Annotated in this window: 10 protein-coding genes and 3 pseudogenes; 6 read left to right on the top strand and 7 right to left on the bottom strand. The window is 49.4% G+C overall.

What is annotated here, in order from left to right:
* The first annotated feature begins 3 nt into the window (after positions 1–3).
* The 4 genes and pseudogenes from DW083_RS11235 to DW083_RS11225 all read left to right on the top strand — a co-directional run bounded on the left by DW083_RS11235 (position 4) and on the right by DW083_RS11225 (position 4,903).
* Positions 4–741 carry an MIP/aquaporin family protein gene (locus tag DW083_RS11235; protein ID WP_115499122.1) on the top strand — a complete coding sequence of 246 codons (738 nt, stop codon included), beginning with the start codon at positions 4–6 and terminating at the stop codon, positions 739–741.
* A gap of 9 nt (positions 742–750) precedes the next feature.
* Positions 751–2,780 (top strand): annotated as a pseudogene (locus DW083_RS11230) (polysaccharide lyase 8 family protein); the annotation flags it as partial.
* A gap of 440 nt (positions 2,781–3,220) precedes the next feature.
* The gene (locus DW083_RS23610) at positions 3,221–3,520 is read left to right on the top strand and encodes a hypothetical protein (protein ID WP_370039030.1); all 300 of its coding nucleotides are present in this window, start codon (positions 3,221–3,223) and stop codon (positions 3,518–3,520) included.
* A gap of 40 nt (positions 3,521–3,560) precedes the next feature.
* Positions 3,561–4,903: pseudogene (locus DW083_RS11225) on the top strand (dihydroorotase).
* Here the strand turns inward: DW083_RS11225 and DW083_RS11220 are convergent.
* The 6 genes and pseudogenes from DW083_RS11220 to DW083_RS11195 form a co-directional block, all read right to left on the bottom strand.
* The gene (locus tag DW083_RS11220; protein ID WP_122332416.1) at positions 4,896–5,438 is read right to left on the bottom strand and encodes a radical SAM protein; all 543 of its coding nucleotides are present in this window, start codon (positions 5,436–5,438) and stop codon (positions 4,896–4,898) included. The pseudogene DW083_RS11225 and the gene DW083_RS11220 sit on opposite strands and share 8 nt — an antisense overlap.
* Positions 5,425–5,756, bottom strand: a pseudogene (gene queD / locus DW083_RS11215) (6-carboxytetrahydropterin synthase QueD). The gene DW083_RS11220 and the pseudogene queD overlap by 14 nt, the downstream one beginning before the upstream one ends.
* Before the next feature lie 489 nt (positions 5,757–6,245).
* Positions 6,246–7,811 (bottom strand): STN and carboxypeptidase regulatory-like domain-containing protein, encoded by a 1,566-nt coding sequence (locus tag DW083_RS11210; protein ID WP_122332415.1) that lies wholly within the window; start codon positions 7,809–7,811, stop codon positions 6,246–6,248.
* A 28-nt stretch (positions 7,812–7,839) separates the two neighbouring features.
* A complete protein-coding gene (locus DW083_RS11205; RefSeq protein ID WP_122332414.1) occupies positions 7,840–8,685 on the bottom strand; it encodes a FecR family protein in 846 nt (281 codons plus the stop codon).
* Positions 8,678–9,232: an RNA polymerase sigma-70 factor gene (locus tag DW083_RS11200; protein WP_167451650.1), complete on the bottom strand. Its 555-nt coding sequence runs from the start codon at positions 9,230–9,232 to the stop codon at positions 8,678–8,680. Before DW083_RS11200 ends, DW083_RS11205 begins: the two co-directional genes overlap by 8 nt.
* Before the next feature lie 124 nt (positions 9,233–9,356).
* Positions 9,357–10,625, bottom strand: a complete 1,269-nt coding sequence (locus DW083_RS11195; protein WP_115499115.1) for a carboxypeptidase-like regulatory domain-containing protein — start codon at positions 10,623–10,625, stop codon at positions 9,357–9,359.
* Between the two features lie 153 nt (positions 10,626–10,778).
* Between DW083_RS11195 and DW083_RS11190 the strand changes: the two genes are divergently transcribed.
* Together DW083_RS11190 and DW083_RS11185 are read left to right on the top strand one after the other, a co-directional pair.
* Positions 10,779–11,342, top strand: coding sequence for an RNA polymerase sigma-70 factor (locus DW083_RS11190; protein WP_122332456.1), 564 nt, complete (start codon positions 10,779–10,781; stop codon positions 11,340–11,342).
* A 30-nt stretch (positions 11,343–11,372) separates the two neighbouring features.
* Positions 11,373–11,936, top strand: a complete 564-nt coding sequence (locus DW083_RS11185; RefSeq protein WP_122332413.1) for a Crp/Fnr family transcriptional regulator — start codon at positions 11,373–11,375, stop codon at positions 11,934–11,936.
* 368 nt (positions 11,937–12,304) lie between these two features.
* Here DW083_RS11185 and DW083_RS22800 read toward each other — a convergent pair.
* The coding region (locus tag DW083_RS22800) for a hypothetical protein (RefSeq protein WP_233552164.1) at positions 12,305–12,635 on the bottom strand (331 nt) is incomplete at its 5' end.

The following is a 12,635-nucleotide window of genomic DNA, read 5'->3' as shown; positions in this document are numbered from 1 at the left end:
ACTGTGACTCCATTTATAGCAGAATTATTAGGAACCATGCTTCTGATCCTGATGGGAGGAGGCGTTGTAGCGAATGTATGCCTCGGTAAGACCAAAGGGCATGGCGCCGGCTGGATGGCGATAACGACAGCCTGGGCTTTGGGTGTGTTTATCGGAGTAGTGGTGGCCGGGCCGTATAGCGGGGCGCATCTCAATCCGGCGGTTTCCATCGGGTTGGCTATCGGTGGGACGTTTCCCTGGTGCGACGTTTGCCAGTATGTGATTGCCCAGATGTTGGGGGCGGCTTTAGGTGCGCTTTTAGTCTGGCTTGTTTATAAAGACCATTTTGAGGCGACGGACGATCCGGATGCCATATTGGGCGTGTTCTGTACCAGTCCGGCCATTCGCCATCCGGCGATTAATTTCCTGACGGAAGCGGTCGGGACTTTTGCCCTGATGTTTGTCGTGTTCTATATCACGGGCGGCGAATTAGCGTTGAAGGATAGCAACAGTACGTTGCCGATCGGTTTGGGGTCCGTAGGGGCGTTGCCGGTGGCGTTTACGGTCTGGGTGATCGGGTTGTCGCTGGGTGGCCCGACAGGTTATGCGATTAATCCGGCCCGCGATTTGGCTCCCCGTTGCATGCATGCCCTTCTGCCGATAAAAGGGAAAGGCGGCAGCCAATGGGGGTATGCCTGGATTCCGGTGTTGGGACCGATTGCCGGGGCGGCCGTAGCAGCTATGTTATACTATATTCTATAATTATATACCATGAATGTACGAAATAAAGTTTCCGTCTTTTTGTTCTCTCTTGTAGCGATCCCTTTGTTCGCACAAACACCGCAACAGGAGTTGGAGCGGCTTCAACAAAACTATATCCAGTCTTTGGTCTCGAACGATGACGGGACGGCCTCTTTGGTTGAGCTCCTGTCCGGCATCCAACCGGAAACAGAGATCGCGGACCAGGTAGTAGTCGAGCTCCACCAGCGTTATCCATTTAACATAGAAAAGATAACAGCCTATATGGAAACGATCCGGGAGGACGGTTCCTGGCCGGATATCGATTATAACGATCAGAAGCGGTCGGGCTGGTCAGTCAAGGCACATGCCGACAGGGTATTGGAACTTGCCAAACTCTACAAGGCGGAAGATGGCGATTGCCATTGGGGGCCTAAACTCCAAGCAGTCATTCATCAGGCCTTCGGTTATTGGTTTCGTGAGAAGCCGGTTTGCAAGAACTGGTGGTACAACGAAATCGGGATTCCCAAAACATTGGGTCCGGCTTTCCTCTTGATGAAAAACGAATTGGATGCGAAGGAAAAGGCGGCAGCTATCGAAGTGATGGAGAATGCCAAGTTCGGAATGACGGGGCAAAACAAAGTGTGGTTGGCCGGAAACGTACTGATACGCGGTCTGCTGCAGGACGATTTTGAATTGGTGAAGGCTGCCCGCGATACGATTGTTTCCGAGATTACGATCGGGACGCAGGAAGGGATCAGAAGTGACTGGAGTTTCCATCAGCACGGGCCACAGCAGCAGTTCGGCAATTACGGCTTGGCCTTCCTGACCGAGATGAGTTCCTTCTCCGGTCTGTTTGCCGGAACGGTTTTTGCCTTGAACAAGGAACAGCAGGATATCCTGAATTCTTTCCTGCTGAACGGCTATCGCTGGATTGTCTGGCGAGGCTACATGGATATCAATGCGCTTGACCGCCAACTTTTCCATAGCGGACAGATTCATAAGGCATTCAGCCTGGCGTTTGCGACAAATGCCTGATGCGGGGAAGTGGAGCGGAAGATATCAGCCGGATGAACGATTTCCTTCAAGACAACTATGCTCCCGAAAAGGAGGGGAGCCGCTTCACCGGACATAAGCATTTCTGGGATTCGGACCAGACCATCCATCGCTCCCCGGCCTGGATGGCTTCCGTCAAGATGGCCTCCTGGCGGGTGATCGGGACGGAACTTATTAATGAAGATAACCTGAAAGGTTTCTATATGGCGGACGGTGCGCTCTATACCTATTGCCGGGGTGATGAGTATCTGAATATTTTCCCGTTCTGGGATTGGCGCAAGATACCGGGTATCACCTCCTATGAGAGCGATGCTCCCGTTCCCGCCTTTTTCCGTTATGGGGAGCATGTGCGGAATAAGACGGCTTTTGTCGGAGGCGTGACGGACGGGCATACGGGGATGACGGCCATGGTCCTGGACCGTGACGGATTGCAAGCCCGCAAGTCGTGGATCTTTACCGATGATTATGTTCTTTGTCTCGGTGCCGGTATCCACTCGGACAGTACATTGGCTGTTACAACCTCCATTGACCAACGTGTCAAGCATGGCGATTTGCTTCGTTATGAGCATAAAGGCTGGGTTCCGGTAAACGGGACTTACACCTCTTCCCAGGAAAAGCAGCGGTTCTTCCATGACAATACAGGCTATATCGTGTTGCAGCCGGCCACCTGTGTGGCTGTTTCGGAAAAGCGCTCCGGTCGTTGGTGCGATTTTATGGGCTCGTATGCACCTGCTACCGTGGAGGGTGAGATCGTCGGTTTGCATATCGAGCATGGAAGGGCGGATAATGCCGGCTACCAATATCTGATCCTTCCTGCCTCTTCTGCTGAAAAGACGGCGGCTTTCTCCACACAGGATATAGAGGTGATCCGCAACGACCGGTCGGTTCAGGCTGTCGGCCTCGGCGGTTGTTTCTATGTGACGGCGTATGAACCGCAAAAGCTGGACTTGCGGCATGACCTGCAAGTGGATATCCTGACACCGGGCATTTATATGTTCCGCCGGGATCGTGGCGACTGGCAGATTGAGGCTGCCGATCCGACGCATAAACAAATTAGCTTATCACTTAACATCAACGGCCGGGATGTGAAAATCGTATTCCCTTCCAGTCATCCGCTGGGAAAGAGCATTTCCGTTCATCCGTTTATCCGTGCTCCGTTTGTCAAAGGCATAAAAGTCGATGGAAAGAGCGACGACTGGAATATCCCATCTGCCGTACGCGGGCTTATCGCTCCCTGGGACGGAGCGGTGAAAGACAGCACGGCTTTTTATGTCTGCCATGATAAAAAGAACCTGTATTTCCTGTATGAAGTATCCGATACGACTTTGGTATATAATAACGAAAAGACGGAGGCTTCCGTCGGAAGCAGCGACCGCGTTGAATTTTTCTTTAGCAAAGATCCGGAAATGAAAACCTACTATTGTGCAGAAATCGACCCGCAGGCAAGGTGATGGACTATGAAGCGCATCACTACCGGAAGTTTGATGGCAGTTCGAACTTTAAAGATTTGAAAGTGGCTACTTATATCGGTAAGGATTCTTACCGTGTGGAAGGTTCCCTTTCATTGAAATCATTAAAAGATTTAGGGCTGGTTTCTCCGGAAGGCGAGATTCGCATGGGCGTTTACCGGGCGGATTATTTCGGAAATAAGGATGACCAGGTAATCTGGTCTTCCTGGATTGTGCCCGAAGCGACCGAACCGGATTTCCATATCCCGTCTTCCTTGGGCATATTGAGGTTAGAATAGAAGATTTCCGTACCTTTGTCGTGACTAAAATAAAAAAGATATGAATAAGACACTGATAAAAAACGCCACTATCATCAATGAAGGCCGCACCTTTACCGGTTCGGTGCTGATCGAGGATGATAAGATTGCCGCTGTTTACGAGGAACTGTTCCGGCTTCAGCCGAAGATGGTCAGGTGATCGATGCGACGGGTAAGCTTCTGCTTCCGGGTGCCATCGACGACCAGGTGCATTTCCGTGATCCCGGACTGACACATAAAGGCGATATCGCCAGCGAAAGCCGTGCCGCCGTAGCCGGTGGAGTGACTACCTTCATGGATATGCCGAACACGAAGCCGCAGACAACCACCCTTGCCGACTTGGAATGGAAATTCCGGCGGGGAGCGGAGGCTTCGGCAGCCAACTATTCTTTCTTCTTTGGCGGGACCAACGATAATATGGACGAGATCCGCAAGCTGGACCGGAGCCGTGTTCCTGGGCTGAAGCTTTTCCTGGGCTCTTCAACCGGCAATATGCTGGTCGATAAGAAGGAAAGCCTCGAACGTATCTTCGGTGAAGCCGGTATGTTGATCGCCATCCATGCCGAAAAGGAGGAGGTGATCAAACGGAACATAGCCCATTATACCGGCCTGTACGGGGAGGATCTGGATATATCTTTCCACAGTAAAATCCGCAGCGAAGAAGCCTGCTATGCCTCTTCGTCCGAAGCGGTGGAGCTGGCGACCCGATTGAATTCCCGCCTGCATATCCTGCATCTCTCGACGGCAAAAGAGCTTACTTTGTTAAGCAATAAGCTTCCGCTGAGCGAAAAGAAGATTACAGGGGAAGTCTGTGTGCATCACCTTTGGTTCCATGACGGCGATTATGAATTGTTCGGTAACCGTATCAAATGGAATCCGTCTATCAAAACACTGGCAGACCGTACCGCATTGCGCGAAGCCGTCAATAATAACACGATCGATATTGTGGCGACCGACCATGCTCCCCATCTGCTTTCGGAGAAGGAGGGGAGTTGCCTGAAAGCCGCTTCCGGCGGACCGCTTATCCAACACTCGCTGATCGTGATGCTGGAATTGGCGATGGAAGGACGTTTCACCTACGAGAAGGTGGTGGAAAAGATGGCGCATATGCCTGCCGAACTGTTCCACGTCGATCGTCGAGGATATATCCGCCCCGGCTACTATGCCGACCTTGTCCTGGTCGACCCGAAAGAAACCTGGACGGTTGCCAAAGACAATATCTTATACAAATGCGGCTGGTCTCCTTTTGAAGGCTATACCTTCCATCATGCCGTTTGGAAGACATTCGTCAACGGACAACTGGCTTATACCGATGGCCGGGTGGATGACGCGGTCCGCGGGATGGAAGTGAAGTATATCAGTTGATATCAATCAGTTTGTGTGTTTGCAAGCTGAGACGCCAAAGGGGGTGGTGGAGGATGTACTCTACCACCTCTTTTGTGTTTTGGCAGGAACAGGGTTGAAGGAAATGCCAGGAGGCTTCCAGGTTGGCATAGGCTGTCAGGTCTTGTCCCGTATAGACCACTTTTATTTCGTCGATATACGTCAGCCGCAACGGTGCGCCTTTCGGGGAGCAGGTCACCCAGTCGATGCCTTCGGGTAGCGGATTCGTACCGTTTGTTTCGATACATATATATTTCCCCGCCTGGTGCAACAGGTCGATAAAGGCCTGGTCGATCCATAAGGAAGGCTCGCCGCCTGTCAGTATGACAACGTTGGAAGGATAGGCCGAGACGGCTTGCAGGATTTCTTCGTCAGACATCAGCGTCCCGTCTTCATGGCGGGTATCACAGAAACTGCATTTCAGGTTACATCCGGAGAAACGGATGAATACGGCAGGTGTCCCCGTATGGAAGCCTTCACCCTGGAGGCTGTAGAATATCTCGTTAATCTTTCTCATAGATAGCCGTGTTTCCTTCTGATTCCTGAACTTCTACTTTATAACAGGTGGGGAGCTGGTCGCATATCCACCTGGCGATATTCTCGCTGTCGGGTTGAAAGGGAGTACCTCGTTGAGGTTCCGGTGGTCCAGCTGGTCTTTTACGATGCGTTTGATATGGCTGAAGTCGACCACCATGCCGTTCGGGTTCAATTCTTCGGAACGGCAATATACAGTGATAATCCAGTTGTGACCATGCAGATTCTCACATTTGCTCGGATAGGAAAGCGACAGACTATGTGCTGCCGAAATCTCCATTCGTTTGATAACGGTATACATACGATAAAACTGTTTTAGAATTTATGTCAGCCCCTAATGTCACCTCGGCGCAGGCTGCAAATTTACTCAAAAAATCCTGTTGGAGAGCTGTACTTAGTGTATTGAAATCTTAAAATATATATGTTCCGTTTGTATGTCATTAAAACTGTATGTCAAAGAAATTTTTTCGAAAAACAAGCCTTTTTGTTGCAAAATAAAAAATATATGCGTTAATTTGATTCAGAATCAAAGATATGAGGTGGTTTTGAACGCTCTGAACCGGTTTTCCGGCAGCAAGACCATATTGTTAAAAAATAGAAGAAGCTGCAAATAAGTTTCGATAATCTTAAAAATGTGTTTTATAATATCTTTTTTTATTTGTTCAGTAATTTAAAATGCCTCATCTTTGCATGCAGATAACCTAAACAATCTTTTTGCCTTAAAGACTAATACCTATTAAAACCTTAAAGAGGACCTTTGAGAAAAGGTCCTCTTTATGTTTTTAGAGGGTTACTCTTCCGTCTCTTCTATCTTTGACGATATTTTTCCGATCGCATCGTTCAGCCGTTCTTCCGGTGGGATGACATTGAAGTTCCCCCAAAATTTTTCATCGTACGTAAATTCGGTTTCGGCAAACACCGTTCGTGTCGGTAGCGCTTCGTTGCGGGTGAAGCGGCTTACCTGGTCGGTATCAACCTTGCAGGTTACCATCTCGAACCAGGTGTGGAGCGGGAATGTCCCGAACAGTTGCTTTCTTCTCTTTATCTTAAAATACAGGTCGCCCCGGACATGGTTGATATAGTACTGGCCGTTATACGGCTTATAGGTAACGGTGTAGGTCACCCTTTGCGGAGTGATTTTCAAGTTGCGGCTTTTCTTCTCCACCAGCATCCCGACTGTTTGTTTGATATATTTCGGATTGATCTCGAAACGGGCGCGGAGTAAGGCATTGTTTTCGGAATCGATATACAGCTCTCCCCGGTACAGGGGCGAACGGACGTTTTCTTTCTGCTCGAAATAGACCACGTTGGCCAGCCGGTTGTCGATCACCGTGATGTCGGTCGAGGCATACGTATATTCTTCTATGTTTTCATTCGCCAACAGGAAGTCAGGCATCTCTTTTATCAAGTCAAGATGCAGGCTGGCCCCGATGCCCGATTTCATCCGGGCGATGAGCGTATCTTTTTCCCGTTGGCTGATGATGCGGCGCATCTTGAGAAGCTTGATCTGGTCCGGTGACGGGTTTTGCTTGTATCCGGACTTGTACACTTTGAAGACTGCTTCCGTAAGACCTACGAATTGACTTTTACGCTCGATTCCTTCCCGGTAGAACGTGGTCAGGTAGGCCGGCGACTGCGGGTAGTTCTTCCGGATGTTTTCCTGCATATCCCGAAGCAGGCGGAGCGGGTTGACGATGCGTACGACGACTTCCTGTATCGGGATCACCTTGGCTTCGAGGGCGATCGTGCTGTTTTGTTCCGTAAGAAGGGATGCCGCTACCTCACGCGGTTCGTAGCCCAGGTGGGAGAAATAGAGCGTGGATGTCCGGAGCGAGTCGGGGAGTGTGAGCCGGAACTCTCCGTTGGCGTTGGTGATGCTGCCGATGGAAGTATTCAGTACACCGACTGTACCGGCCTCGATCGGATCGTTCGTCTGCCTGTCGAGCAGGATGCCTTTCACGACAAAATGAACGTTTGTTTCTTCCCCGGGAATAGTGTCCGGTGCGGCTACCGGTATTTTGTTCTGCGGTGGTGAAATCAGGATATGGTTGCCGATGACACGCAGGTTCAATTGCTCGTCCCCCGTGATCCGGTAGATGGCCTGTCGTATGGTATAGTCGCCGTCCGGAATGCGTACCGTTTTCTCGTTATCGATCAGTTTACTGTCGTAGATAAAGAGCAGGCCGGTTTGATCGGATACTTTGTCGAGCAGCCGGTAAACCGTGTTTTTTTCTTTGGATAAATGGATCATACGGCCCAGCACATCATCGCCGTCCTGGCTTCGCAGGAAACCTGCCGGAAGCAAAAGCATCCAGAACAGCAGGAGCAGGCGGTATGTAGTGGTCGTATGTGTCATGATATAAAGGTATAACAATTATCCGGTTTTATTCGGACAGTGTTATCGTATTATTCTTTTCCGTCTTTTTCAGATTGAGCGCCAAGCAGATCAGTTCAGCCATATCTTCGGGCGTGTCGTTGGAGAACGTAACGGTAAGCGTCCGGTTTTGCAACTCAGGCGTTGTCTCCAACCGGATACCCGGATTTTGTGAATTGATAACCCGGAGGATATTACCGAGCATCTCGTCTTTGAACCGGATCCGTTCGGTGTAGCGGGCAAACTGTCCGGGGTCGGGTGTCGCGCTCAGTTGCAGTTTCCGGGAAAGAAGGGTTACGGTTTCTCCTGCTTTCACGTGTATATCCTGGCCGCTTTTCTTCAGTGTCACTTTCACTTCTCCCCGCTGTACGGACAGTTCGAAAGGAGAACTGCCGCTGCTTTTCACATTGAAAGCCGTGCCTAAGACCTCGATGCGGGTATCTTCCGTTTCGATTACGAAGGGGCGTGCGCGGTTGCCCGCCACGTCGAACAAGGCATTTCCCTGTAAGCTCACTTCCCGCCGGTCGGAAGAGAAATGTTGGGGATATTGCAACGAGGTGTTTTCCGCCAGATAAACGACGGAGCCGTCTTCGAGTGTCGTCACCAACGTAGTCGTTGTCTCGCTGTTCTGGCGGGTGAGCAGGTTCCGGTCGGCCTCCCGTTCCGTTCTGTTCAGATAAACGACGGATACGAGCAGGCAAAGCAGGGCGACGGCGGCAGCCATGCCCCCTTTCCATAGAATGCTTCTGAATGGCGAAGCCGGCCGGCCCGAAAGCAAGCCTTCTTCATCCAGGCGTTGATAGAGTGCATTCCATGCCTGGTCTGTTTTTTTCTTATTTCTTTCTGTTTCAATCATATTTCAAATAAATCTCTAATTCATTGCGTAATGTGCGAAGTGCTTTTGTCATTTCGGCCTCCACTGTTTTAACCGATAGGGAGAGAGTGGAAGCGATCTCTGCATATTTCTTTCCTTCGAAGCGATGCATCCGGAATATGCGGAGGCGGCGTTCGGGCAGCTTCCGGAGCGTACGCTCTATCAGGGCTTCCAGTTCCTTGTATTCTATCTGTTCCTGCGGGTCGTCCGGCATATCGTCTTTTTCCGGGCGGGAGAGGACGGCATCCCGGTAGCGGTTGCGTACGTCCTGATGTTCCCAATACTGAAGGGATTGGTTGCGAACGGCTCCATACAGATAACTTTTAATCGTATGGAACAGTTGCAACCTCTCTCTTTCTCTCCAGAACACTAAAAATAATTCCTGTACAATCTCTTCTGCTATATCCATTCTTCCTGTGATGCTCGCAGCATACAGACAAAGAGGCATATAGTATTGACGGAAAACTTGTTCAAAAGCTTTGACGTCTCCATCTTTGATCTTTGTCAGTATAAGCAGGTCGTTCAGCATAGGAATAATGTTTCAATATAATAATGTGCCAATGTGATAATTTGCCAATGTGCCAATTTAAGAGAATGCTAATTTATACATTAATCTATTCATTGGCAAATCGGCACATTGATTAATCGGCATATTATTTATGTTGTTTCTTCAGTCTGTCGACTGCATGTTCCAACGATTCTGTCGGTTCGATGATGTTATAGGAACCCCAGAAATTCGCGTCGGCAAAGTCGGCGACCTTGTCCGATAAGGACTGGTTCTGCTTGAATGCCATTTTGTATGGGATCGCGTTCGTCGTACTTTCTTTCCCGTCTGTCACGACCATTTCCGAAAGAATGGTGTAGTTGGTGGAGAACAATTTGCGTTTCCAGTCACATTTGAAGCGGACGCCGTTGCGGATGTAGCTCAGATAGGTCACACCGTCGCGATCCTGATAGTTGACGAGGAACGACACTTCGACCGGCTTGAAACGCAGTCCGAACGGTTTCTTCCGGAGGATTGCCTGTGTCGCCTTGTTGCGGTCGTTCATGTCGAGGAAGAACTCGGCACGGGTAAAGGATAGCCGTTCCTTATCTATATATAGTTTACCGTAATAGAGCGCATACGGCAGGATGGCCTGCGGTTCGAAATTGATTACATACTGCGGACGGTCGTTGATCGTCGTCGATTCTTCCATACGGAACTTGTAGTAAGGCAGGCTTTCCAGCTCGAGTATGACATCCGGGTTTTTCACCACATCCACATAGATAGACATATTCGGTCCGCCCAGCAGCTTGACTGCCAACGTGTCGCTCGCCTTCTGGCTGAGCAGCTTGCGGCCTTTGAAAATCTGTACGCGGTCGCGGTCTGCCGTCTCGTTGTAGGGTGTCTTATAGATGTCGATCACCGCTTCCGAGATGTTGATATACCGGCGTCCCTTCTGGGCCGTTTCCCTGTAGAATCCGGTCAGGAGGCTGTGTTTGGGATTATAGTTGGCCGGAATCTTTTTGATGGCCTCTTCCACCAGGTAGCGCGGGTCGCGGGCATGGATGATTACCTCTTCGAGCATATTCGTGTAAGGTGTCAGCCATACAGTCTCTTTTTCTATATTTTCTCCGTTCAGAGGAATTTTCGCATTGTAGTATCCGAGGTAAGATATCTCCACTTCCTTGGCCTGTATCGAGTCCTTGACCTTGAAGGAAAATTCACCGTCGGCATTCGTAACGGTACCGGTTGTCGTACCCGGAATCGAGATGTTCACATATTCCAGGCTCTTTTTGCTTTTCTTGTCTTTCACTACGCCGCTGACCGTGATGTAATCACTTTCGTCTGCCGAATCGGTCTGTGCCTGTAAAGGTGTGAATCCCGCCAGCAACAGTGTAATAAGCAAATATCCCCATAATTGTTTATGCATCGCTTTCATACTCCATATTGTTTAATAAGTTAATACTCTTGTTTGTATAACTAAGATGGTTCAGCCGGAAAATACCCTACACTTTTACGCTGTATTTTTTTCGGATGGTGGACATAATATGAAAATTTGACTATTTTTGCCCCGGTTATAGAAGATAAGAAGATGACGGAGCAGGCGGTAAGAAGATATTTGAGACAGATCGAAGAAGAGAGTTCCCAAGCGGCTCTGCGCGATTTTTACGACCTGTGTTTCGACCGTTTCTTCCGCATCGCCTACTACTATCTGCATACGGAAGAGTGGGCGCAGGAAGTCGTCCTGGATGTCTTTCTGAAAATATGGGAACGCCGGGATTCTTTGCACCGGATTGCCGACCTGGAAGATTATTTCTTTGTCACCGTAAAAAATGCCTCTTTGAATTATCTCGAAAAAGAACAGCGCCGGAAAGACCAGGCGGCGGAAGCTTGTGCCGGCACTGCCGATACGGGTGAATCACCGGAAGATATATTAGTCAGCGAGGAACTTTTCGCCCATTATGTCAGGGCGCTTGACCGCCTGCCGGAGCGTTGCCGGGAGATCTTTATCCGCGTACGTGAAGAAAAGCAACCGTATGCACAGGTGGCGGCAGATTTGGGTATAAGCGTCAATACCGTCGATGTACAACTTCAGAAAGCCGTCGGCCGCCTGCGGGAGATGTTGGGCCGTTATATCGACGGGACAGAAATTTGAATATCTTTGTACCGGATATAATAGTATGGTATGAAAGATCTGGATCATTTTATCGCGCAACAACGTTTGATCTATCCGCTGTCGGATGAGGCGATACGGAAACTGACGGACGAGATGGAGGAAGTCTTTATCCCGAAAGGCGGTTTTTCGGTTTACGAAGGAGACCGCGACCCGTATGTCTGGTTTGTGAAGGACGGGCTGACGCGCTCGTTCGTGGAACGGGATATGCGCGACGTAACTTTGTGGTTTGCTTCGTCCGGTGAAATCGTGAATATGTCTTACCGTGAAATTGCCGCCTACAATCTGGAGATGGTGGAAGACACCGTCCTGTTGCGTATTCCGGCGCGGCGGCTGGAGGAGCTTTGCGAGCAGACGCTCGAACTGGCCAACTGGATGCGTAAATTGCTCGATTATTATCTTCGGGAATATGAAAACTATTTTATAAACGACAGTTGGAGCGATGCCCGCGAGCAATACGAAAACCTCCTCCGGACACGTCCGGACCTTTTTCAGCGGGTGCCCCTCAAACATATCGCCTCTTTTCTGCAGATCACTCCCCAATCGCTTAGCCGGATACGGTCATCGGTAAAATGAACTTATAAATCATCATTTACAGGTTCACTATTTCTTAAGTTTTAAGCCTCCTGAAAATAACAAAATAGACAATAACCCCCTGTTTCGGCTATTTTTCTATTTCGTCCGAAATCTTGATCGGTTTTGGATTGACTCTTTTCACGATTTTAGCCCATTCGGATGACAACAGAGAAAATGAGGTGCCGAGCCCATATCGAAAAGCATACAATTTGATTGCTGAAAACCGGAAACAACAGCAAAGTGATAAACCTTAACTCCCGGAGAATCGAATATTTGCGGACGAAGGCGGACGGCGTTCCAAATATCCCAAGGAAATTTTAAAGGCTTGTTGCCGTGAGGTGCGCAGAAAATAGCCGTGAAGTAACGCTTCATCGCTCTGAAGGTTGACTTCGTGCTATATGAAGTCCGACTTCAGAGCAACAAAGTTCCGGATCAGAGCGATAAAGTCCCTCTTCATGGCGATAAGGTGCCAGATCATAGAAAAAAGCTCCTTTTTGACGGCTGAAAAGTGGGTTGACATTTATTTTATTCGAGGTGTCTTTTGAGACTGAAAAACACGTTTTATACAATAAGCCCCCTGCCGTAGGCTTTCTTTTGCCGTTTCGTTTCAACGAACGGTTTTGGAGCTTAGAGGCAGAGCCTCTTCCTCTGTGGACTTGAGTCCCTTTAATAGGATTACTTGTAGATATTTGAAAGGGG

The organism is Parabacteroides sp. AF48-14, assembly GCF_003477465.1.
GTDB classification, from domain to species: domain Bacteria; phylum Bacteroidota; class Bacteroidia; order Bacteroidales; family Tannerellaceae; genus Parabacteroides; species Parabacteroides acidifaciens.
The sequence above is the reverse complement of the archived record's forward strand: the minus strand, read 5'-3'. Positions and strand labels throughout refer to the sequence as shown.